The organism is Gemmatimonadota bacterium, assembly GCA_009692115.1.
GTDB lineage: Bacteria > Gemmatimonadota > Gemmatimonadetes > Gemmatimonadales > GWC2-71-9 > SHZU01.
Window position 1 is genome coordinate 99,911 of record SHZU01000005.1, and the last position, 22,913, is coordinate 122,823.

General features: G+C 64.1%; 22 protein-coding genes and 1 pseudogene. 11 read left to right on the forward strand and 12 right to left on the reverse strand.

Features of this window, described 5'->3' with window-relative positions; all coding sequences use genetic code 11:
* Nucleotides 1-26 precede the first annotated feature (26 nt).
* Complete coding sequence (locus EXR94_07635) at nt 27-245, reverse strand: alpha/beta hydrolase (GenBank protein ID MSR02595.1); 219 nt, start codon at nt 243-245, stop codon at nt 27-29.
* Between the two features lie 270 nt (nt 246-515).
* On the opposite strand from EXR94_07635, the gene EXR94_07640 reads away from it, so the two are divergent.
* Nucleotides 516-1,211 (forward strand): DJ-1/PfpI family protein, encoded by a 696-nt coding sequence (locus EXR94_07640; GenBank protein ID MSR02596.1) that lies wholly within the window; start codon nt 516-518, stop codon nt 1,209-1,211.
* Here the strand turns inward: EXR94_07640 and EXR94_07645 are convergent.
* Nucleotides 1,208-1,696: a DUF393 domain-containing protein gene (locus EXR94_07645; protein MSR02597.1), complete on the reverse strand. Its 489-nt coding sequence runs from the start codon at nt 1,694-1,696 to the stop codon at nt 1,208-1,210. The two genes, EXR94_07640 and EXR94_07645, sit on opposite strands and share 4 nt — an antisense overlap.
* Complete coding sequence (locus EXR94_07650; GenBank protein ID MSR02598.1) at nt 1,602-2,021, reverse strand: hypothetical protein; 420 nt, start codon at nt 2,019-2,021, stop codon at nt 1,602-1,604. The genes EXR94_07645 and EXR94_07650 overlap by 95 nt, the downstream gene beginning before the upstream one ends.
* Nucleotides 2,022-2,077: 56 nt before the next feature.
* On the opposite strand from EXR94_07650, the gene EXR94_07655 reads away from it, so the two are divergent.
* Nucleotides 2,078-2,776: a DinB family protein gene (locus EXR94_07655; GenBank protein ID MSR02599.1), complete on the forward strand. Its 699-nt coding sequence runs from the start codon at nt 2,078-2,080 to the stop codon at nt 2,774-2,776.
* Here the strand turns inward: EXR94_07655 and EXR94_07660 are convergent.
* From EXR94_07660 to EXR94_07675, 4 genes are all read right to left on the reverse strand, one after another.
* The gene (locus EXR94_07660) at nt 2,643-3,635 is read right to left on the reverse strand and encodes an aldo/keto reductase (protein ID MSR02600.1); all 993 of its coding nucleotides are present in this window, start codon (nt 3,633-3,635) and stop codon (nt 2,643-2,645) included. The two genes, EXR94_07655 and EXR94_07660, sit on opposite strands and share 134 nt — an antisense overlap.
* Before the next feature lie 32 nt (nt 3,636-3,667).
* Complete coding sequence (locus EXR94_07665) at nt 3,668-4,336, reverse strand: methylated-DNA--[protein]-cysteine S-methyltransferase (GenBank protein MSR02601.1); 669 nt, start codon at nt 4,334-4,336, stop codon at nt 3,668-3,670.
* 6 nt (nt 4,337-4,342) lie between these two features.
* Nucleotides 4,343-5,224 carry a sugar phosphate isomerase/epimerase gene (locus EXR94_07670; GenBank protein MSR02602.1) on the reverse strand — a complete coding sequence of 294 codons (882 nt, stop codon included), beginning with the start codon at nt 5,222-5,224 and terminating at the stop codon, nt 4,343-4,345.
* Between the two features lie 71 nt (nt 5,225-5,295).
* Nucleotides 5,296-6,792 carry a serine hydrolase gene (locus tag EXR94_07675; GenBank protein ID MSR02603.1) on the reverse strand — a complete coding sequence of 499 codons (1,497 nt, stop codon included), beginning with the start codon at nt 6,790-6,792 and terminating at the stop codon, nt 5,296-5,298.
* Nucleotides 6,793-6,885: 93 nt separating this feature from the next.
* Between EXR94_07675 and EXR94_07680 the strand changes: the two genes are divergently transcribed.
* From EXR94_07680 to EXR94_07690, 3 genes are all read left to right on the forward strand, one after another.
* Nucleotides 6,886-8,154 (forward strand): Gfo/Idh/MocA family oxidoreductase, encoded by a 1,269-nt coding sequence (locus EXR94_07680; protein ID MSR02604.1) that lies wholly within the window; start codon nt 6,886-6,888, stop codon nt 8,152-8,154.
* Nucleotides 8,155-8,223: 69 nt separating this feature from the next.
* Nucleotides 8,224-9,507 (forward strand): MFS transporter, encoded by a 1,284-nt coding sequence (locus tag EXR94_07685; GenBank protein MSR02605.1) that lies wholly within the window; start codon nt 8,224-8,226, stop codon nt 9,505-9,507.
* Between the two features lie 32 nt (nt 9,508-9,539).
* Nucleotides 9,540-11,741: a TonB-dependent receptor gene (locus EXR94_07690; protein ID MSR02606.1), complete on the forward strand. Its 2,202-nt coding sequence runs from the start codon at nt 9,540-9,542 to the stop codon at nt 11,739-11,741.
* Nucleotides 11,742-11,744: 3 nt separating this feature from the next.
* Here EXR94_07690 and EXR94_07695 read toward each other — a convergent pair whose 3' ends face one another.
* The gene (locus EXR94_07695; GenBank protein ID MSR02607.1) at nt 11,745-13,715 is read right to left on the reverse strand and encodes a hypothetical protein; all 1,971 of its coding nucleotides are present in this window, start codon (nt 13,713-13,715) and stop codon (nt 11,745-11,747) included.
* Complete coding sequence (locus EXR94_07700; GenBank protein MSR02608.1) at nt 13,712-14,179, reverse strand: sel1 repeat family protein; 468 nt, start codon at nt 14,177-14,179, stop codon at nt 13,712-13,714. The genes EXR94_07695 and EXR94_07700 overlap by 4 nt, the downstream gene beginning before the upstream one ends.
* 205 nt (nt 14,180-14,384) lie before the next feature.
* On the opposite strand from EXR94_07700, the gene efp reads away from it, so the two are divergent.
* From efp to EXR94_07725, 5 genes and pseudogenes are all read left to right on the forward strand, one after another.
* The gene (efp, locus tag EXR94_07705) at nt 14,385-14,951 is read left to right on the forward strand and encodes an elongation factor P (protein ID MSR02609.1); all 567 of its coding nucleotides are present in this window, start codon (nt 14,385-14,387) and stop codon (nt 14,949-14,951) included.
* An 84-nt stretch (nt 14,952-15,035) separates the two neighbouring features.
* A pseudogene (locus tag EXR94_07710) lies at nt 15,036-15,365 on the forward strand (hypothetical protein).
* Nucleotides 15,332-16,519, forward strand: coding sequence for a hypothetical protein (locus EXR94_07715; GenBank protein MSR02610.1), 1,188 nt, complete (start codon nt 15,332-15,334; stop codon nt 16,517-16,519). Before EXR94_07710 ends, EXR94_07715 begins: the two are co-directional and overlap by 34 nt.
* Nucleotides 16,441-17,919, forward strand: a complete 1,479-nt coding sequence (locus tag EXR94_07720; GenBank protein MSR02611.1) for an FtsX-like permease family protein — start codon at nt 16,441-16,443, stop codon at nt 17,917-17,919. Before EXR94_07715 ends, EXR94_07720 begins: the two co-directional genes overlap by 79 nt.
* Nucleotides 17,920-17,944: 25 nt before the next feature.
* Complete coding sequence (locus tag EXR94_07725; GenBank protein MSR02612.1) at nt 17,945-18,259, forward strand: hypothetical protein; 315 nt, start codon at nt 17,945-17,947, stop codon at nt 18,257-18,259.
* Here the strand turns inward: EXR94_07725 and EXR94_07730 are convergent.
* The 3 genes from EXR94_07730 to EXR94_07740 form a co-directional block, all read right to left on the reverse strand.
* Nucleotides 18,256-19,746: an adenosylhomocysteinase gene (locus EXR94_07730; protein ID MSR02613.1), complete on the reverse strand. Its 1,491-nt coding sequence runs from the start codon at nt 19,744-19,746 to the stop codon at nt 18,256-18,258. The genes EXR94_07725 and EXR94_07730 overlap by 4 nt on opposite strands.
* 16 nt (nt 19,747-19,762) lie before the next feature.
* On the reverse strand, nt 19,763-20,710 hold the full coding sequence (locus EXR94_07735) for a metalloregulator ArsR/SmtB family transcription factor (protein MSR02614.1): 948 nt from the start codon (nt 20,708-20,710) through the stop codon (nt 19,763-19,765).
* Between the two features lie 134 nt (nt 20,711-20,844).
* The gene (locus tag EXR94_07740; protein ID MSR02615.1) at nt 20,845-22,530 is read right to left on the reverse strand and encodes an amidase; all 1,686 of its coding nucleotides are present in this window, start codon (nt 22,528-22,530) and stop codon (nt 20,845-20,847) included.
* Here EXR94_07740 and EXR94_07745 point away from each other — a divergent pair.
* A complete protein-coding gene (locus EXR94_07745) occupies nt 22,499-22,906 on the forward strand; it encodes a hypothetical protein (protein ID MSR02616.1) in 408 nt (135 codons plus the stop codon). The two genes, EXR94_07740 and EXR94_07745, sit on opposite strands and share 32 nt — an antisense overlap.
* Nucleotides 22,907-22,913: the final 7 nt, after the last annotated feature.

The window sequence follows — 22,913 nt, forward strand, 5'->3', positions numbered from 1 at the left end:
TCCTCGTCGATGGCTTCTGGCCGCCGTCAGGGTTTGGCGATGAACCGTCGAATCAGTCCGGACACCTGTTCGGGGTACTCGTGGACCACCCAATGGGTTCCTTCGGGGATTCGGTGAATCGTGAGGTCCGGAACGAACGCGTCGAGCCCGACCAAATTCTCGGTGAGGAGGGCCTCGTCCTGTTCGCCCCAGATGACCAGCGTCGGTACCCGCACGGAATAGTCGCCGAACGAGGCGCCCGTCACCAAGGTGTCTTGGGATCCGGGTGAAGGTGGCCCGATCCGCCTCGTCTTTAATGGCGTCGACACAGCCGATGGCGACATCCTCGACCGCGGTGGTCTTCAAGTTGTTTCGAGTCCGGAGGGCCCGAAGCGGGGTGGCTGCCAGTTCGACCGGTGCCACTTCATGAAGGGAACCATCGGGCTTCCCGCGGCCTCGCGGGGTCCGGAGCGAGATAGAAATCCACCGGGTGTTGGGTTTGGCTGATCGGCAGGGATTCGGGTAGTTTGATCGCCATGACCTCACCGCCTTTTCCCATCATCGGGATGGTGCTATTCCCGAACTTCACCCAATTGGATCTGACCGGGCCGTTTGAGATTTTCGGCCGGATTCCCAACGCCCGGGTCGTCGCGGTCGCGGCCGGGCTCGGGGCGGTGACCAGCGACACCGGCCTTCGCGTCCTGCCTGACGTTTCCTTCGCTGACGCGCCGGCATGTGACGTGATCTGTGTTCCGGGCGGCCCGGGAGTGAACCAGATGCTCGAGGATGATGCTTTGCTTGGATTTCTCCGGGCCCAGGGCGAGCACGCGCGGTACGTTACTTCGGTGTGCACCGGCTCGCTGCTCCTGGGGGCGGCTGGACTCCTGGGTGGCTATCGGGCCTCGACCCACTGGTTGTCGATGGACCTCCTGGCCCTGTTTGGTGCCGTCCCGGTTCGGGAGCGGGTGGTCATCGATCGGAACCGGATCACGGGTGGCGGTGTGACGGCCGGGATTGATTTCGGGTTGGTGGTCGCGGCGGCCATCGCCGGCGACGAGGTGGCTCAGCAGATCCAACTGATGCTGGAATACGATCCGGCTCCCCCATTCGACGCCGGGTCTCCGCTCCGGGCGCCGGCTGAAGTCGTTGCCGCGGTACGGCGCCAGGGAGCCCAGTATCTGGATGCCAGGACCGTTCTTGCCACCCGGGCGGCACTGCGACTGCCTCGCTAGGGAAGAAACCGGGTCCGGGTGGCCGGCGGCGGGACGGGGCAGGCGGGGTACCGGCCGAACACCCGGTAGCGCCAATACGCCACGACATCATAAAGGGAATCCCGAATTTCCCTGGGTATCAGGTATCCGATCAAGCCCACCCGCCAGAACCCGCCCAAGTAGCGGACGACCCGTAACACGGCCGTGGACCGAGCGGTGGCCGCCGGTCCTTCAATCAGGACCACCGAATCGATCCCGGCGAGCTCCGGGTGGCCGATGAGGCGAGCTTGGGCCGTTGGCCCCGCGAGCGGAGCGAATCGAAGAGACCCCTTGGGGTCGACCCTCAGCAAGAAGGAAACCCAGCCGTTGCAGAGCGCACAGTGGCCGTCGTAGAGGAGAATAGGTGCTTCGCTAGACGATGAGGCCAGCTTCGCGGAGCTCCTCTTCGAAATCCGGGGCCGGGTTCTTGGGCCGCCTGAAAAACCACCACTGCTCGGTCGGATCATGGCCGTTTTCGCGGGCGTTTTTTTCGCCCCGGACCGGGGCACATTCCACCGTCATGTCGATGAATTGCTCGTCGAGTGTCGCCAGTCGTTTGTCGGCCGCCGCCCGGTCCTCGGCGTCGGTCACCTCGAGGGCCCCGGCCAGGGTGTCGCGGAGGTCCATGTCGTTGAGATAATCGTCAAAGGCGAGGTTGTACCCTTCCTCGACGGCGGCCACCAGGCTTTCCCAGTGATCCAGGAGGCCCTTCAGGCCGCCTTTGACGACGCTTGGCGCACTGCCGCGCCGCCGCAGATACTGCCCCACTCGATCAGGCTGTTGAATCATCATTCTGGTCTCCGTCGCGCTGCTCGTCGAAAGTACGCCGCATCATCAACCGCGACACTATGCACGATCGGCGACAAATGGTCAACCGGTCTCCGGGTTTGGCGCTGGCCAGATTATCCTCGGAATTCGAACCGTACGCAAGTCAGCGGGGAGGTCCGATGGTTACTCGCGATGCCGCGGAGTTCGTGGAATACTGGCGGGGCGTTCGTCACCGGACCCGCCGGTTGGTGTTGCTGATTCCCGCCGACCGCCTCGAATGGGCTCCGGCCGCCGATCGATGGACCCTGGGCGATCTGGTTCGCCATCTTGCCGCCATCGAGCGGTGGATGTACGGCGAGAACGTCCAGGGTCGTCCGAGTCGGTATCCCGGCCCTGGTGAGGAACTGGCCACGGGCCTCGACGAAGTTCTTGGGTATCTCGATCGGATGCATGCGGAGTCTTGCGCCATCTTCGCGGGCCTCCCGCCCAAGCAACTCGCCGGCAAGTCGGTCACGCCGGCCGGCACCCCCATAACCACCTACAAATGGCTCCGGGCGATGGTGGAGCACGAAGCCCATCCTCGGGGTCAAGACCCCTCAGATATTCGGGCTGACGGAGGAAGAGGTCCGAGCCCGGTCCTCGAGCTTAGGAGCGTCGGCCCTCGTACCACCCTCGGAGTGACCTCGGGGTGTAGGGCGATTCCAGGGTTGCGCACTCGTCGGGGGTCAGCCGCAGCTCGACGGCCCGGGCCGCACTCTCGAGCTGTTCTAGCGTGGTGACGCCGACGATTGGGGCCGAGACGCCCGGGCGGGACAGGACCCAACTCAACGCCGTCTCCGCCGGCGAAACACCCCGGGCGGCGGCCACGGCGGCATTGGCGGCAATGATCGCCTGGTCGCCGGCATGGTCGTACAGCTGACCCGTGAGCTGGTCCGAACCGCCCCGCGCCGTCGTCGGTCCGGGGCTTGGTCCCCGAGCCAGGAGACCCCGGGCCAATGGGGACCACGGGATCATCCCGATCCCCTGGTCGAGGCAGAGTTGCACCATTTCCCGCTCTTCTTCCCGATAAAGCAGGTTGTAGTGATTCTGCATCGAGACGAATCGGGCCCACCCGCGCTGATCGGCGAGGGCGAGCGCCTTCATCAACTTCCAGGCGTAGGTCGTACTGGCGCCGAGATAGCGAACCTTTCCCTGGGAAACCAACCAGTCGAGGGCCGCCAGGGTTTCCTCGAGTGGGACGGCTGGGTCGAACCGATGAAGCTGATAGAGATCAATGGTGTCGACGCCGAGCCGCTTGAGACTGGCCTCGCAGCCTTGGACGATGTGCTTCCGCGACAAGCCGCCGGTATTGGGCGCCCCCGCCCGCATTTCGAAGAAGACTTTGGTGGCGACCACCACCTCGTCCATTCGGGCATATTCACGAAGCAAACGGCCGGTCACCTCCTCGCTCACGCCGAGCGAGTACATATCGGCGGTATCGAAGAAATTGATGCCGAGTTCGACGGCTCGCCGAAAGAACGGGCGGGCCGCCGCTTCGTCGAGGACCCAGGGCCGCCACGCCGGTGTCCCATAGCTCATGCAGCCGAGACAGAGCCGAGAAACCGTCAGGCCGGACGATCCGAGAGTGGTGTATTGCATGGTCGAGAGATACCGTCCTCGGTCGGTCGGAGTCAATCGTCGAGGTGCGGTTTCTCGCTGGCCAAAATCTGTCGTTTGGTCGGCACGCCCCACCGGTAGCCTCCGACGGAGCCATCGTCGCGGATGATCCGGTGGCAGGGAACGACCACCGCAATTCGATTGCGAGCGATCGCGCCCGCCACGGCTCGCACGGCCTTGGGCTGCCCAATGGCGACCGCGATGTCCCGGTACGACTGGGTCCGGCCCCGCGGCACCTCGGTGAGCGCTCGCCACACCCGCTGCTGGAAGGCAGTTCCGATGAGGTCCACCGGGAGCGGCCCTGCCGGGAGTTCCCCGCGGAGTTGAGCCGCCACTTTGGTTACGAGGTCGGTGAGCCATCCGTCGGCGCCGTCGTCAACTCGATTCCGAGCGGCATTGGGGAACTCGGCGGCCAGGTTCGAAACCAGGGTTGGGTCGTCCGGCCCAAGGAGCACGGCACAGACACCCCAATCGGTTACTGCCGTCAGCAAGCGGCCGTACGGCGAATCGGTGATCGTGAACCGGATCTCGATCCCCGACCCACCCCTCGCCAGGCGACCCGGTGTCATGCCGAACCGGGCCCCGGCCTGCTCATACACCCGGCTGCTCGACCCGAACCCGGCGTCGTACGTCGCCCGGGAAACCGTCGCCGACCGCGGAGGCGAGAAACTCGCGGCAGGCATGGTCGCTCATTGGGTCGCCAACTCCGCCTGATGGCGCTTCAGTAGGCGAAGTGTTGCGCCGATCCCCTCCCGCTCCGGGAGCCGCTCGCCTTCGTATTCGATCCCGATCCACGAATGGAAATTGGCTTTGAGGACGATGCCAAGCAGGCGGCGGTAGTCCTTGGTCGTTTCGTTGCCGAGGCTGTCGAAGTCATGGGACTTGGCGCTGACCGCCTTTGCGAACGGCATCATGTCCTCGGTGCCCTGGTACCGGTCATACTCGTAAAAGTTGCCGAAGTCCGGCAAGGTGCCGCAGCGCGGGTGGTTGACCATTCGCATCACGCCGACCAACCAGTCTCCGTGGGACGACAGGCCCCCGTGGTTCTCCACGATCACATTGAGCTCCATCGGCGCCGCGAGTTCGGTCAGCGTCCGAAGCCCGTCGGCGGCCAACCGTTGCTGCTCGTCCGGACTGCCGGCGCTTTGGGCGTTGACTCGGATCGTGGCGCAGCCGAGGGTCTTAGCGGCTTCGAGCCACTTGCGGTGATTCTCGACCGCCGCGAGCCGTTTGGTGGCGTCCGGGTCGCCCAGGTTACCCTCGCCGTCACACATGATCAAATGTTGATAGACACCCTCGTCCGCCGCCCGCCGATTCATTTCCGCGAGGTAGCCGGCGTCCCGGACCCGGTCTTTGAAGAACACATTGACGTATTCAATGGCCTCGATCCCGAAGTCCCGCCGGGCCACCCGCGCGACATCCAGGTGATCGAGTTCCTTCGCGAACAGCGCTTTGTGGAGCGACCATTGCGCCAGCGAAATCTTGAAGGGCGCCGCAGCAGTTGAAAACAGCGGCAGGGAGGGCAACGCCAAGGCGGCGGTTGCCCCGACCACGAATTCCCGTCGATCCATGGGAGTCTCTCCGTTCGGGTTGGTCGAATTGTAGCGTTCTGGTGGCCGCCGCACGACCAAACGATCACTTCCTACGGCTTGGACCTGCCGAGCCGCCGCCCGGCGAATCGGAGGCCATCGACGACGCCGGCGCCGTTCATCGTGAAGGTGACCAGGTCAGTCCCCTGCCACGAATTGTCCCAGCGGGCCTCGAAGGTATCGAAATGCCAGTGGCTCATTTTGGCGTGCTGCTCTGACCCGAATTGGAGGGCGAGACCGCCATCCTCAATCCGAACCTCGAGGGGTCCGACCAATGAGTCAGTGTAGGTGCCCGCATAGCCCTTCACGTCGAGGGACGGCTTGGTGGCTGCGATCCGGTTCCGCTGGGTCTTTACGAGCGCACTGTCCCCGGCCGCGGCCAGGCCGCCGTACAAAGTCCGAAGATCGGTGCTCCAATCCCGGGCCGGCAAGCCGAGCCAGGTGTCGAGACCGCGATAGAGGAGGGCGTGGCGCACCTCGACGTGATCCAAGTTTCCGAGAACGTAAATGCCCAGTCGCTCTTCGGGGATCACCCCGATGATCGCCACCATTCCATCGATACTCCCGGTATGGAACTGAAGCATCCGGCCCTGGTAATCGTGCTGAAACCAACCGAGCCCATAGGTCATCCAGTGCGGCCTGGTGAGCTGTTGGGTGGGATAGAACTCGGACGGCGGGACCATGGTTTGGGCCTTCAGGAGTTCAGCCCAGGTGGCGGGTTTCAGCAGGCGACGACCGTTCGCCCTCCCGCTGTCGATGATAAACGCGGCCCACCGAGCCATATCCGAAACACTCGACCAAACCGACCCGGCCGCCGCCACCGAGTCCACCGCGGCGTTGCTGATGACCCGGATCTCGCCGCCGACTCTCTGGTGCGGTGCGGCGACGTTAGGCTTGCCGGCTGTTCCCGCCAGGGTGGCCACGGTGCGGCTCATGCCGAGGGGTGCGAAAATCCTGGTTTCGATGAAGCGCTCCCAGGTCATTCCGCTGGCGGCGGCCACCACGGCGCCGGCGGTGGCGTACATGACGTTCTGATAGATGAATCCGGCTCGAAAGGAGTAGGCCATCGGAATGAACCGGGCGCGGCGGATGACCTCGGCGGGTGATGCCGTAGTCCGATACCACAACACATCACCGTTGGCGAGGCCGGCTCGGTGGACCAAGAGGTCGCGGATCGTAATCTCTCTCGTCACGTACGGGTCGCTGACCTGGAACCAGGGCAAGTGCTTGGTGACGGGATCGTCCCACCGGAGCTTCCCCTCGTCGACCAACATCCCGATCGCGGCAGCCGTCATGGCTTTGGTGGTCGAGCCAATCGAAAAGAGGGTATGCTCGTTGACGGCGTCCGGCTTTCCGAATTCCCGAACCCCAAAACCCTTCGCGAAGATCGTCTTCCCGTCTTTAATGACCGCCACCGCCAGTCCGACCGCGCCCCAATCCTTGGCGGCCTGGGCGGCGTAGGCCTCAAATCCGGCAATCCTGGGATCCGCCTGGGCCATGAGGGCCGGGGCGACGAGCAAGGACGAGCAGAGCAGCAACGCGACGCGCATGGGACACTCGGTTGGGTGGGTGCGATCCAATCTAAGGGAACTCGGCGGCGACTGACGTTGCGACCCCGGGCCGCCGTGCTAGCTTGTGTCCCTATGGCAAACAAACGACTCGGCGTTGGCTTCATCGGCAGCGGGTTCAACGCCCGCTTTCATATGCTCTCGTGGACCGGGATTCGCGACGCCGACGTGCTCGGCGTCTACAGCCCGAATCATCAGCACGCGGAGAGTGCCGCCCGGTACGCCCGCGCGCTCGACGTCGGATCCTGCCAGCCATATCGGTCGATTGCCGAGATGGTGGCTGATCCGGCCATCGATGCCATTTGGCTCTGCGGCCCGAACCACGCCCGAATCGAGAACGTGGAGGAGTTGGTCGATCCGATTCTCCGGGGCCGGGCCGAATTGACCGGAATCGCCTGCGAAAAGCCGCTGGCCCGAAACGTCGCGGAGGCCAAGCAGGTCACCGCCCTGGTCAAGCGGGCCGGATTAAAGCACGGGTACCTTGAAAACCAGTGCTTTTCTCCGCAGGTCGAACGGGGACGGGAACTCCTGTGGGCCCGTGGCGCGGCGATTACTGGACGACCCTACCTGGCCCGGGCCGCCGAAGAGCACAGCGGACCCCATATGCCGTGGTTCTGGCGGGGCAAGCTTCAGGGTGGCGGGGTCTTGAACGACATGATGTGTCATTCGGCGCTGGTGGTCCGCCACCTCCTGACCAAACCCGGCGACGACATCAGCACGGTCAAGCCAGTCCGGATTACCGGCCACATCGCCAGTCTCAAATGGACGCGGCCCGAATATGCCAAGCGGCTCAAGAAGGTCATGGGACCCGCCGTCGACTACGCTCGCGAACCAGCCGAAGATTTTGCGAGTGTCATGATCGAGTTTGAAACCGCGGATGGCTACCGGGTCTTCGGCGAGGCCAGCACCTCCTGGAGCTTCGTGGGTGCCGGGCTCCGGCTCTCGGCCGAGTTGCTGGGGCCCGAGTATTCAATGGCGTGGAATACGCTTGACACCGGGCTCAAGCTCTTCTTCAGCCGCGAAGTCCAAGGCAAGACCGGGGAAGACTTGGTCGAGAAGCAGAACGCCGAGATGGGGCTGATGCCGGTCGTCGCCCAGGAAGCCGTGGCCTACGGTTATGAAGGCGAGAACCGGCACTTTGTTCGGGCCTTCCTGGGGAAGGAGGAGCCGGTCCTGACCTTCGATCACGGGGTTGAGGTGGTGCGGATGCTGATGGCGGCGTATCAGAGCGCGGAGCAGGGAAAGACCCTGGCCTTCCCGCCGTCCGGGTTGGACCGCTTTGTCCCTGACGTGGCGAAACGAGGGGTAAAACTCCCTCGGGCTACGACGGGTCGGCGGCGGTAGTGAATTTGCCAACATCTTGCGGCGAATAACGATAGACATAACGAAATAGTCCTTTACATACGGAACCCAATGCCGCAACGCTCCGTTGGGAAACTCGGTCGCCTGTCGATCATGATGTTCCTCCAGTACGCCGTGTGGGGTGCGTGGCTTCCCTTAGCTGGTCGCTACCTCTCCGCGCCGACCGCCGACGGGGGGCTTGGGTTCACCGGTGGCCAAATTGGCCTGATTCTCGGACTCGCCGGTTCGATCGGCGCTATCGCCTCCCCGTTTATCGCCGGCCAACTCGCCGACCGGTACTTCCGGACTGAACGCTTCCTGACGGCTCTTCTACTGATCGGTGGCGGCCTCAAGTGGTATACCGCTTCCCAAATCACCTTCTCCTCCTGGCTCTGGCTTTCGATCCTCTACAGCGTCGTCTATATGCCGACCCTCGCGCTCTCGAACTCGATGGCCTTCGCCCATCTCGACGATCGAGATCGGCAGTTTCCAAAGGTCCGGGTTTGGGGCACGATCGGCTGGATTGCGGTGAGCTGGATTTTTCCGATGCTCTATCTCCAGCACAACCTCCACTGGCAGTGGATGCCGCCCTTCCTGGTCGGCCCCGAGAACGATGGCGTCACTGCGCGTCTCGCCGATTCCCTTCGATTCTCCGCCTTGATCTCATGGGCGTACGCCGCGTTCTGCTGGTTCTTGCCGGCCACCCCGCCCAAACGTGATTCCGTCGAGCCGCTGGCCTTCGCCAAGGCCTTTCGCCTCCTCAAGGATCCCTCGTTTGCGGTGCTCGTCGCGGCCAGTCTTCCGATCAGTATCATCCACCAGATTTATTTCATTCAGACCCCTCCGTTTCTCTCCCACCTTGGTCTCCTCGACAGCCAGATTGGTCCGGCTATGACCATCGGCCAGTTCAGTGAAATTCTGGTCATGGGTCTCCTCGGCTGGGCTCTGACGAAGTTCGGGTTCAAAACCGTCATTGCGATTGGCGCCTTCGCCTACTTCGCTCGCTACATGGTGTGGAGCGTACCGTCCCTTCCAGTTGCCGTGCAGGTGGCGAGCCAGGCGCTGCACGGTGTCTGCTATGCTTGTTTCTTTGCCGGGGCCTACATCTATGCCGACCGGATCGCGCCGGCCGACATCCGCAATTCGGTTCAGACGGTGTTCGGCATCATCATCCTGGGCGGTGGCCCGGTCCTCGGCGGCATCCTCTCGGGGTGGCTCGCCAATCATTACGCGACCCCGACCGGCGTCGACTTCGCGGCGATCTGGCGAGTGGTCGCCTTCATCGGTCTGGGTACCGGCCTGTTGTTCCTGGCGGCCTTTCGAGAGCGGCCGCCGCTGGCCAGGGGTGAACGTTAGGCCACCACGGCCGCCTCGTTTACATTTCCACGATGCCAGCCCGCGCTGATTCGACCGTCCTGATTCACCGCCACCGGTGGTGGCGGTTTTTGGTCATCCTCGTGGTCGTCCTTACCACGACGGCGTCCGCCCAGCAAGCCATCGGCACTCTGGTCGTCACGGTCCGCGGGCCGGACTCCCTCCCGCTCCGCGGTGCCTTCATTCGATCCGACCGGCTCGGCGGCGTGACGAATGACTCGGGCCAGGCCCGGATTACGCTGCCCGCCCGCCTGGTGTCGGTGCTCGTCTCCCATCCCGGATACCGTCCCAACACCTTCGAAATCACCATCGTTCCGGACGTTACCCAGCGCTACGATCTTGCCCTCGATCCGATGAACGGCCACCGCTCAGACGCCACGGTCCACTCGACCAGGGCTGATCGAACCGTGGCGTCCGAACCCGTCGCCGTGCGGATTCTTGGACGGGAGGAACTGAACCTTCGAGCGATCAGCTATCCGACCGATCTGACTCGGCTGTTTCCGGGACGACCACAACTGATCGTGCAGAGTCAAGGTGGGTTGGTGGATGCGAGCGCTTTCCAGCTCAACGGGGTCCGCGGGCCATCCGCCGGTGTCCTGGTCGACGGCCTACCTCTCCTCGGAGCCCAGCCGGGCGCCTTTGGGCTGCTGCAATTGTCGCCGCTGGAGTTCGACCAAGTCGAGGTGATTGGTGGCCCGGCCACCGTGTTCGCCACGGGCGGCTCGGGCGGCGGACTGGTCAACTTGGTGGCCCGTCGGCCCGAGCGTGATCAAGTCCGTTTGGGCATCAACCAATCGTCCGAAAAGGGCGGTGACGTCCTCTTTTGGGGCTCGCGGCGCCAATCGTCCACGCTCTCGGCCAGCCTGTTCGCCGACTTCCACCAGCAGCGGCTCGTTGACTCGGACGGCGACGGCTGGGGCGAATTTCCCCGGGCAATTCGATTGTCGGTTCGCCCCCGGGTCTATCTCGAGCGCCCGAACGGCGACGGTCTGATGGCAACCGTCGGCGCGATGTCCGAAGACCGGACCGGCGGCTTCTTGTTTACCAATACGGGCGCCAACCTCTATCGAGAAGAACGCCGGGCCCGTCGATTCGATGCCGGTTTGGTGGCCCGCCGGAGCCTGGGAAACTTCGGGACCCTCAACTTCAAATTCTCGGCCGTGAGCCAATCCATTCGCCACGCGTTTGACGAGGTCCTGGAGCGAGACCGCCGATCGACGATCTTTGCCGAACTCTCATACCACGACGCCATCGGACCTGTCGACGTCGTGTCCGGGATCGGCTATCTCCGCGAAACGCTCCGGCAACGGGACTTCGCCGGGTTCGATTTTACCCACCAGATTCCCTCGGTGTTTGGTACGGTCACCAAGGCATTGGGCGAAGACCTCACCGCCACGGTGGCGGGGCGGTGCGATGATCACAATCTCCATGGTGCCCAGTGCATGCCCCGGGCTGATGTGTTGTTCCGGCCCTCGGGCCAGCTCGAACTGCGGGCGTTCGCGGCCGGCGGGTACAACCCGGCAACGCCCCTGGCCGATGCGGCCGAGACGCTCGGCTTCCATGCCATGCTTCCAGTCACAACGAAAGCGTCGAGGTCTCGGTCGACCGGGATCGATCTTCAGTGGCGGCGCCGCCGCATTCAGGTGGCCGGATCGGTTGCCCTTACCCGCGTGAGTCTCCCGATCCGGGCGGTGCCGTTTGCGGGGGACACGGCGTTTCGCCTCCGGCTGATCAATGTGGCCGAGCCCACCCGAGCGGCGTCGGCCGAGCTTCGGGTCGAATACAACAAGAATCCGGTGGTTATCGAGGGATTTGTCGGCCTGATCGCCGCCACCGAGGGCGTACCCGGAGCGGCTACTCGTCGCGATGCCGAGTTGACGCCCCGACACACGTTCGGCCTCTCGTTTCAGTGGCATGCCCCTGGCGGCGCCGGTACCACGGTAAGCCTCGACGTACGGTACGTCGGGTCCCAGCCGGTTACCGACAACCCGTTCCTCACGACGGCCCCGGGTTATGGACTCATGAACGGTGTGGTGTCCCAACGATCGGGGCGAGCCCGTCTCTATCTCAGCGCGGAGAACTTGCTGGACGTAAGGTTGGCCGACTATCACGCCGTGTTCTTTACCGCCCCGGTCGCCGGAGGCCGTCGCACCCCGACTCCGTGGGCCCCGCTTCGGGGTCGGGTGATCAGCCTCGGCGGGCTGGTTGATTGGTAGGTCCTAGTCGGTTCGCTTGTCGAGTTCTTTTCTCGCCTCGGCATGCCCCCCATCCGCCGCGCGCCTGAGCAAGCGAAGTCCGTCCTCCTCTGATTTTCGGACCCCCCGACCTTGGAGGTAGATCAACGCGAGCCGATACTCGGCTTCGTGGCTCGGGTTGTCGCCGGTCGCGGCCTGCCCATACCAGAATCGCGAGAGCGAGTCGCTTCGAACGGTCCGATCGGCGCTCTCCGAGTAGATCTTCGCCAATCGGAGTTGGCTGGCCCGGTCTCCGTTGCCTGCCGCGAGCAGATACCACCGGCGCGCTTTAGCCTCACTCTTCGCAGTTCCGAGCCCTTGGTCGAGGCGGCTTGCGATGAACGGATAGGCCGCCCGAAAATTGTTGTTTGCGGCTTCGAGATAATACTGGGTTGCGCCCGACGGGTCCGAGGCCTCCAGGCGCCTCGCCATCCAAAACTGGGCCTCGGCGTCGTTTCCACGGGCCGCTTTCTCAAACAGCGGCACAGCCCGTTCATCGTCGGATCGAGCGCTCAGGATCTTTCCGGCCAGCCGGCTCGATCGGACGTTATCGGCCCGGCTCTCCGCTTCGCAGACCGGAAGGGCCTTTTCGAAGTCTCCCCGTTCGTAGAGCGCGACACAGGTCGGCGCTTCGGGCTCTCGTTTCGTCGCGGAGCCTTCGGCGCCGAGCACTCCGATCGTGGCGGGAATCTTGGTGCCGGAGTCAGGCCGCGGTCCCGGCGGGGGTGCGGGCTTTGGCGCGGCGGTTTCGGTGGTTGCCGGTGGAACGCCCGGCACTTGGGGGCTCGGGATTCGAACCGTGTCTCGAACGATCGTCGGGCTCGGCATCGGACCTGGAGTTGGCCACTGTGATACCGCCACGGCAACGACGGCAACGATCGCGAGCATGGGAATCCAGGTTGCCCGACGCGTGGGCTTCCGGACCGGACCCGGAACGGGGGCTCTTTCCTCCTCGATGGGTCCAACGAACCCGCGGTCCTTGAGGGCGGTCGCGAAGTCTTTGATGGAATCAAATCGATGCTTGGCGTTCTTCTGCATTGCCCGGTAGAGGGCGGCGGCAATATGAAGGGGCAGGTCCTCGACTAGCGTAGCGAGTGGGGGTGGTTGGTCGAGCAGTTGCTTGGCGATGATGGCCCGAGCGGTTTCGCCTTCGAACGGAGCCCGGCCCGCCAGCATTTGGTAGGCAACGACGGCCAGGGAGTACTGGTCGCTGCGGTGATCGATGGTGGGTTCGCCGCTGGCCTGTTCGGGACTCATGTACTGCGGTGTCCCCACCACGACGCCGGTGCCGGTGAGTTCCTTTTCGCTCGAATCGACCGCCTTGGCGATCCCGAAATCCATGAGTCGAACGTGCCGCTCGACACCCTCGAGCATGATGTTTTCGGGCTTGATATCGCGGTGGATCACGTTGAACCCGTGGGCCACCGCCAGCGCGTTGGCCGCCTCGAGCACGATCCGCTGCACCTCTTCGATCGGAAGCCGGCGTTGGCGCTGCAACACGGCCTTGAGGCTCTCCCCTTTGATCAGCGGCATCAGGATGTAGCAAATCCCGCCGGCCTCACCGACATCATAGACCGGCACGATCGCCGGATGCTGGAGCGCGGCTACGGCCAGAGCTTCCCGGCGAAATCGCTCGAGCAATGCCGGAGTCACGATCAGGTCGGGGCGGAGCACTTTGACCGCGAGTTCGCGCTTCAACTTGAGGTCGCGGACCGCGAAGACCTCGGCGTAGCCTCCTCGTCCGATCAGCCGGCCCAATTCAAAGTTTGGACCGAGGGCCCGGCCAAGGCGCTCCGGCGCGTTCTCGTAACTCGCCGACAGAGAGGGATCCCGAACGCCCTCCGGTTCCCCGATGACCTGGGTAGCGGTCGGGGACCCGCACTGCGCACAGTAGGCTGCGCCGTGGGCGAGGGGAAGATTGCAGGTTGGGCAGGTTCTAGCGGACACGGCTCTCACTCAAGGTCGGCGGCGCTTGGCCACCTCCTTCTTGGTTTCTTCGGGTCCTTGGGCTGCGGCCTTTTCAAGCCATTGGAGGCCGACACCGTCATCCTTGGGGATACCGCCCCGTCCCCGGGGTGGTCGAGCTGCGCGGCCTTGCTGAACCACTGCGCGGCTTCGTCTTCGCTCTTCTCGACCCCGCGGCCCTGCTCGTAGCGCTCGGCCAAGAGAGGCCACGCGTCGTCCACATTTCCTTCCGCGGCTTTCCGCATCAGGTTGGTGGCTTCGACCTCGTTCTGGATTACGCCGGTCCCAGCCCCGTACCTCAGGGCGAGCCGGAAGGCGGACTGCGGGTCGCCGCCGCCGCTGGCCTTGCGATACCAGTACGCGGTGGCGGAATCGGAAGCAGTCACGCCGGTGCCGCTCCGCAGATCATGCAGAACGCCGCTTCGGCAGGGAGGGGGTGGGCGCAGGAAGGGCACGCCTTGGTGACGGTACTCACGCCACAAGTTTCCCAGGACAAAGAGAGTTCGGCAAGGGCCGAGGTTTCTGGACGTTGGCGGGGCCAACCGGTGAAATCCGGCGAGCTCGGCCGAAATCCTCACAATTCGCCCCAACCCGTTGTTGGGGTTATATTTACAGGCTATCAGTCACCAGCCACCTGTCACCCGTAACGGTAACACCAGTATGGCAATCATTGCGAGCAACATGCGGCGCGGTATGACCCTCATGTTCAACGGCGAACCGTGCCGGGTCCTCGATTTCCACCATCATACGCCGGGGAACCTCCGGGCGTTGGTCCAGGCAAAGCTTCGGAAGCTCAGGACCGGAATCCAGTTCGAGCACCGGTTTCGGGCAACGGATAGCCTTGAAATCGCGAGCATGGAGACGCACGACCTGGATTTCATGTACAAGGCCGGCACGACCTACCATTTCATGAACTCGGAAAACTTCGACCAGCTCGAGGTCGAAGAGGAAGATTTGGGCGACACCGCCAAATGGATGACCGAGGGGATGAAGATCGTGGCGGAGTTTTTCGAAGGGCGTCCCATCGGGATTCAGATGCCGTCCGCTCTGACCCTCGAGGTAGTGGACACGGCGCCGGTTATGAAAACCGCGACCAAAACCGCCTCGTCGAAGCCCGCGGTCCTCAATAACGGCATCACGGTCAACGTCCCGGAGTTCATCCAGACCGGTGAGCGGATCCGGGTCAATCCCGAAACCGGCGAGTACTTGGACCGCGCCAAAGACTAAGCCGGTCGATTAGAGCGGCCAACCATGCCGAACGAGGCGCCCCCCAACCGGGGCGCCTTTTTTATTACCTTGAAAATCTAGGCAATGAAACGTTTCTTATTGTTACCTAGATCAACGAGGTATATCGTGGCCCGATCGCAATCGGGCGAATTCCTCCAGGGCACCCTGGATGTCCTGATTCTGAAGACGGTGTCCTGGGGCCCGCGACACGGGTAGGCCATTGCTCGCTGGCTCGAGGAAACGACCGACGAAACCCTGGCAATCGAGGAGGGCTCGATGTATCCGGCGCTCTACCGCATGGAGCGGCGGGGGTGGATCGAAGCAGAGTGGGGTACTTCGGAGCTCGGGCGGTCGCCGATGAACTCGATTTCCATGTGGAGATGCGGACCTGTGAGCTCGTTGCCAGAGGCTTAGGCCCGGACTCGGCCCGCGCCGAAGCAACCCGTCGTCTTGGGGTCGCCGCCGCGATGCGGCAAGAACTGACCAAGTTGGGGAAGGAGCGCGATCGAACCATGGGACGTACTGAGTGGTGGGGTGAGTTGGGGACCGATCTCCGGTTTGGGGTTCGGACTCTGCTCCGGCAACCTGGCTTCGCGGCCATGGCGGTCCTGGCGTTGGGACTGGGCATCGGCGCGACGACTGCGATCTTCAGCGTGCTGAATACGGTGGTGCTCCAGCCGCTTCCGCTTCCCAACCCCGACCGGTTGGTCATGCTGTCCGAGGGGTGGCAGGGCCGTGCCGGGGGCGATGTTTCGATTGGGAATTACACCGATATCTCCCGCGACCAACACACCTTCAGCGCGCTCGGAGCCAGCTTCGGCGAGAGCTTCATCTTGACGGGATCCGATCGCCCGGAACGGATCCTCGGGGCTCGGGTCACCGCCTCGTACTTCCACGTCATGGGCGCGACGCCCCTCCATGGCCGGGTCTTTGGCGCCGAGGAAGACCAGCCAGGCCAGGCCCGAACAATCGTTCTTTCCCACCGGCTATGGACCCGCCGGTGTGGCGCTGAACCACGAGTGATCGGCCAAGCCCTGACCCTCAACGCTGTTCCGCATACCGTCATCGGCGTGATGCCGCAGGACTTCGACCAGCTGGACAACGGCGAAGATCTCTGGACGCCGGCCGCGTTCACCCCCGCGCAGCAAGCGGAACATGACGGCCACTTTCTCAGGGTGTCCGGCCGGCTCAAGTACGGGATTACCCCAGAACAGGCCGCCGCCGATCTCACTCCGATCGCGGCCCGGTTGCGGGAGGCGTATCCCAACGACAATCACAGCTTGCGCCCGTTCGTGGTCCCGATGCTCGAATCGATTGTGGGTGATGCGCGGGGCCGGATCGTGGTGTTGTTCGGCGCGGTCTCTCTGGTGCTGCTGATCGGTTGCGTCAACGTAGCCAACTTGCTGCTGGCTCGCGGAGCGGGCCGAACCCGGGAACTGGCTGTCCGAGCGGCGCTTGGCGCCGGGAGGGGTCGGGGATCGTCCGGCAGTTGTTCGCCGAGAACCTGGCCCTGGCTCTGGGGGCCTCGGTGGCGGGGATTGCCGTCGCCCTCCTCGGCGTCCGGCTGATTGCCGCGGCCGCCCCCGACAACGTGCCCCGGTTGGACCAGCTGCGGCTTGATGTGGCCGGCGTCGGCTTCGCCTTGGCGGTCGCGGTCCTTTCGGCGTTGGTCTTTGGCCTGCTGCCGGCGGTTCGGACCGCGCGGCCGGATCTGTTCGCCGCCTTGCGGGAGGGCTCGCGCGGCGCGAGCGGCCGGAGTGGCGACTGGCTGAAACAGGGTCTGGTGGCGACCGAGGTGGGGCTCGCGATGTTGCTGCTGGTCGGCGCCGGTCTGTTGATCCGCACCGCCATCAACTTGGGACGGCTGGACCCGGGGTTCGATCCGGTCGGGGTCCTCTCCGCCCAAGTGATGCTTCCCCGTGTCGGGTACGAGGACTGGGCCCGGGTCACCGCGACTTTCACCCAAATCGATGACGAACTCCGTCTCCGGCCCGGGGTTGTCTCTGCCGCGTTGGCCTCCCAGGTACCCATGGGCCCCGGCGGCGGTTCAAACGGATTGATTCCCGAGGGAAAGGCGATCGAGGGTCGAAACGCCATCCCGTCGCGGCTTCGGGTGGTGACGCCAGGCTATTTCGAGACGATGCGGATTCGGCTGACGCGGGGTCGGGCGTTTACCGCGGAGGACCGGCGGGGCCGGCCCTTAGTCGTGATCGTGAGCGAAACGCTGGCCCAACGGGCCTTCCCGGGTCTCGATCCGATTGGGCGCCGGCTGGCGTGCTGCGAGGCCGACTCCACTGGAGGACCGGCCTGGAAGGAAATCATCGGCGTGGCCGGCGACGTGCGTTCAGCTGGGTTGGCCAGCGATGTCGATACCGAATTCTACTTGCCGATCGGCCAGGCGCCGCCGGATGCTTGGAGTTGGTTGCAACGGACGATGACGATCGCGGTCCGGACCGCCGGCGAACCCGCGGGCGCCACGAGTCTCGTGGCGGACGCCGTTCGGGCAGTCGATCCATCGGTTCCGATCTTCCAGGTCGCAACCATGGACCAACGAATCGGTCGGTCGGTGGCCGAGTCGCGGTTCAATACCCAGTTACTGACGGTTCTCGGAGTGCTCGGGCTCGGGCTTGCGGTGGTTGGGATCTACGGCGTCATCGCGTTTGTTGTGGCCCGCCGGACCCGGGAAATCGGGATTCGGGCCGCGCTCGGGGCCTCGCGGTCGTCGATTCGCGGCATGGTAGTTCGCCAGGGTCTGGCGCCGGTCTTGGTTGGTATCGCGCTCGGGACCATCGCGTCGCTGGCGGCCACCCGATTGTTGGCCGGTCAACTGCGGGGCGTCTCGGCCAACGACCCCCTGACTATCCTGGTTGTGGCGGCGGGCCTGGTGACGGTCGCGACCGGCGCGATGCTGATTCCGGCGGCCGCCGCGACCCGAATCGACGCCACGGTGGCCATGCGGGCGGAATAGTCGGACCCGCCGTTAGCATCCAGGCATGTTCTCAATCCCGCTCTTGGTCCAGGTGACCGCGGGCCCGGCCAACGGATCCCGCGACAGCATCCCGTTCGGGCGGCTGGTCGGGCAGCTGTCCGAGTCGGGCGGCTACTTCGATACCGACAACCTGATCTCCAACGAGTCCTCGTATCTCCATGTCATCGGCTCGATCAAGGCGCTCGGCGAGCGGGGCGGGGCCTATCTTGGCGTGGCGCCCGACAAACCATGGAGAGCGAAAATCAACACCCGCATCCTTGCGGCCGTGGCATCACTGGCGATGGGGCTTGGATGTGGAGGGACTGAGCCGAGCCCCTAGTACCGATAATGATCGGGCTTGTACGGGCCTTCCACTTTGGTACCAATGTACGCGGCTTGTTCGGGAGTCAACGTGGTCAGCTTGACGCCGAGTTTGTCGAGGTGGAGCCGGGCCACTTTTTCATCCAAATGCTTCGGGAGGACATAGACCTTCTTCTCGTAATTCGCGGCGTTCAGGTGCAGCTCGATCTGGGCCATGACCTGGTTGGTGAAGCTCGCGGACATCACGAAGCTTGGGTGGCCGGTTGCGCAGCCAAGGTTCATCAGCCGCCCTTCGGCCAGGATCATGACACTGTGGCCGTCCGGGAAGACCCACTCGTCGTACTGCGGCTTGATGTTGATTCGCTGAATTCCCTTGATTTTCTTCAGGCCGGCCATGTCGATTTCGTTGTCGAAGTGGCCAATGTTGGCGACGATGGCCTTGTCCTTCATCCGGGACATGTGATCGGCGGTGATGATGTTGAAGTTGCCGGTCGCGGTGATGAAGATGTCGGCGGTCGAGATCACATCTTCGATCGTGAGGATCTGGTAGCCCTCCATCGCGGCCTGCAGGGCGCAGATCGGGTCGATTTCGGTGATGATGACCCGGGCACCCTGACCCTTGAGCGCTTGGGCGCAGCCCTTCCCGACCTCGCCGTAGCCGAACACCACGGCAACTTTGCCGGACACCATGACGTCGCTGGCGCGGTTCAGGCCGTCGATGACCGAGTGGCGGCAGCCGTAGATGTTGTCGAACTTGGATTTGGTGACTGAGTCATTGACGTTGATGGCCGGGAACAACAAGGTACCGGCTTTCATCATTTCATAGAGACGGTGGACCCCGGTGGTGGTTTCTTCGGAAACGCCCCGAAGGTCGGCGGCGACCTTGGTCCACCGACCCGGGTTCCTCTTGGCTTCCGCGTTGATCAGGTCGAGGATCACCCCCCACTCCTCAGGGTCGGCGGCGGCATCGAACGCCGGGATCTTGCCGGCCTTTTCGAACTCGGTGCCCTTATGAACCAAGAGCGTTGCATCGCCACCGTCATCAAGGAGCAAGTTCGGCCCGGATCCATCGGGCCACATCAGCGCCTGCTCGGTGCACCACCAGTACTCCTCCAATGTTTCGCCTTTCCAGGCAAAGACGGGAGTGCCCCTTGGCGCGGCCATGGAACCATCGCGGCCGACGACGACGGCGGCAGCCGCATGATCCTGGGTCGAGAAGATGTTGCACGAAACCCACCGCACGTCCGCACCGAGGTCGGTCAGCGTCTCGATCAGGACCGCGGTCTGAATCGTCATGTGCAGTGAGCCCATGATCTTGGCGCCCGCGAGCGGTTTCTTGTCCTTGTACTCGGTGCGAAGCGCCATCAGGCCCGGCATTTCCTGCTCGGCGAGGCGGATTTCCTTCCGCCCGAACTCGGCTTCGCCAAGGTCTTTGACTTTGAACGGGGGCCGGCCGGCGTCCTTGGCGGCGTCGAATGGATGACGAACGAGCGTTGCGGTGGTCACGTCTGGATCCTGTGGGTTAGTGAAGTTTTTCGGCCGAAGCAACGAACAGCAGCGGCCCTTTGATGTTTGATCGTGGGGGCAGGGGCCGGTAGGTGAGCCCGGTGAGTCCGGCGTTCTGACACCAGCCGGCGACGGCGTGGCGGTCGAAGCCCAGCCATTGATGCCCCATGGACTCCCGATACTCGGCCCGCTCGTGCGGCATCATGTCGGCGATGATGATCCGGCCGCCCGGTTTGACCACTCGGCCGACCTCCGCAATGGCCCGGGCCGGCTCGCCCAGATGATGGAGCACCAACACGATCATCGCGAGGTCGAGGTGGTTGCTTTCGATCGGGAGCGACTCGAGGGCGCCCTGGCGGACCTCGACGTTGGGGAGGGCCCGGACTCTGGCCGTCAAGCTTTTCAGCATCGCGGAAGACTCGTCGACGGCGATGACCCGTCCAACCATCGGCGCCAGGTTGGCGGTGAGCTGGCCGGTGCCCGCGCCGAGGTCGCCCACGACCCAATCACTGCCCAACAGGCCGGCCAGGGCGAGCCATTCGATACCGGTGCCGAAGAGTTCAGCCCGGAGTTTGTCCCATTGACCGGCGCTGGTTGCGAAGAAGGCCTGGCTCCGATCGTGGCGCTCGGAGAGCACGCCCTTGATGCGCTCGGCGTCGCGGACAGCGGCGGGGGTCCCGCCAAATTGCTCCTTGACCACCAACCACAGCCGCCTGGCGCCAGGGTCGAGATCGCGGCCGGCCATCCGGTACCAGTTGCTGGTGCCGTTGGCCCGGCTGGTGATCCATCCCTCGTTGGCCAGGACCTTGAGATGACGGCTGACGGTTGATTGCGGAAGTTGGAGAGCGGCCCTGAGGTCGTTGACCGCAAGCTCCTGCTGCTCGAGCGCCAACAAAAGCCGGCACCGAATGGGGTCGGAGAGGGCGACCAAGCGGTCGAAGAGGGCCGCGGTTTCAGTGATCATCCGTATATCCGGATCAAATGTTTATACTCGGGAGCCGGATGTCAAGTGCCAGGTCGGCTATTCTCCAGGTAGCGCTATATAAGTCATTGTTAAATATAGAGTTGCAACAGTTTCTCGAGGCCGACAGGTCGGCTTTAAGGACCCTTTGGCCTCCGGGTGTGCCAATCCGTTTCGCGTTGATAGGCTGCGCCGATCCCCAGGATCGTTTCCTCGTGGCCGGACCCCGCCACCAATTGCATTGCGATCGGAAGCCCGGTCCTGCTGAAGCCACACGGCAGCGCGAGGGCGGGAACACCGGTCATGTTCTGGGGCGCGTTGTACCGGCAGAACGCCTCGGACAGCGGCGTCTCGACCCCGGCCACCGGCACCGATTGAGTTCCGATCTTGGGCGGTGCCACCGGCAGCACCGCCCCGACCAAACAGTCGACTTCCTGGAACAGGTTGGCGTAGGCGGTCAGCAGCTCGAGCCGACGTTCTTCGGCCTGGACATACTGGAGCGCCGACAACTGGTATCCGCCCTCCAGGCGGGACTTGAGGATCGGCCCATAGCCGTCCGGATTCCGGCGGAGTAACTCATCGTGATAGGCGATGGCCTCCGCGAGCACGATGACCCGGGATGCCTCAAGGGCCGGCTCGAGTTCCGGGATCTCCACGCTCACCAGCGAGGCCCCCCGTCGAGCCAAGAGCTTGAGGGCGGTTTCAATCGCGGTACCGATGTCGTGATCGGCGTCGCGAATCAAATACTCGCAGACCGCGACCTTCTTCCGGCCCGGTTTTCGGTCGACCGCGGCCAGCACCGCCTTGGCTCGGCGGGTGCTCCCCGTCATGACGCCGAACAGGAGGGCAACGTCTTCGACCGATCGTGCCATGGGCCCGATGTGATCGAGGGTCGCCGCTAGCGGAAAGACGCCATCGGTCGGGATGGTTCCGTACGTGGGTTTGAGCCCGACGATGCCACAGCAGGCCGAGGGGATCCGAATCGACCCCCGGGTGTCGGTCCCGACCGAGCCGAGCCCCATGCCGGTGGCGACCGCGACGGCCGACCCGCCGCTCGACCCGCCGGCAACCCGGGTCGGGTCCCAGGGGTTCCGGACCGGACCGAAGTGTTCGTTGACCGACGTGACGCCGAGCGCCACCTCGTGGAGATTGGCCTTGCCGATGACGATGGCTCCGGCCCGACGGAGACGGCCGATAGCGGGCGCATCCGGTCCAGCGGGGAGCCCGCTCGGAATGACCCGCGAACCGAGGCTGGTTGGGGCATCGATCGTGACGATCAGGTCCTTCACCGAGATGGGGATGCCGGCCAAGACCCCGCCCCGGCCTGTACGGACCCTCCGACCGGCCTTGATGGCGGCAGCCCGGGCCGAATCGGCGGTGACGGTGATAAAGGCCCCCAACCGGGCATTGCCGGCTTCGATGCGGGCCAGCGAGTCGTTCACGAGGTCCACCGGCGACAACTTGCCTCGGGCGATGAGGCGGACCGACTCGCGGATCGTGGGCTGGCTCTGGGAGTTGTCTGCCATTGGTGGGACCGGTGCTTGAGGGAACCGAATCTTAACCAGTCCGTAGGGGTTTCCAGGGCCGAACCATGTCATATTGGAGCCGGCCCGGGGCCTGTGGACCGAGGCCATCTCATTGAACTTCGGGAGAGCGACCGAGATGACGATCCGTCGATGGTTAGGAGTGGCAGTGCTCGTGGGAATCTGGGCTCCGGCCGGCGGGCTTGCGGCCCAAGAACGACGCCCCGACGATCCGCCGGCGGAAAAAAAGGAAAAGAAAAAAGACCTCATGCTCAAGCTCGACGACAAACTCAAATTCATGGCCGGCTGTTGGCAGGGGCCGATCGATCGGGAAACGATGGTCGAGGAGATCTGGACCACCCCGACTGAGAATCTGATGACGTCGACGACTCGCTATATCCGGAAGGACCGGGCCACTTCGTTCGAGTTCAGCCGTATCATGTCCACCGATTCTTCGGTGACATTTTCCGCGTCGACCGAAGGCAAGCCCTTCGACGAGTACCAGATGATTCAGGTGGTGGATGAGTACGTGGTGTTCGAGAACACCAAGAAAACCTTTCCGCAGCGGATCAGTTACCGTCTCGCATCCGACGGCAACTTGATTCCGCGCAACGAAGGGGAGGGGCAGCCGGCGATCGAGGTCCGGTTCAAGAAAGTGAAGTGTCCGGGAGTCTGAACGGCGA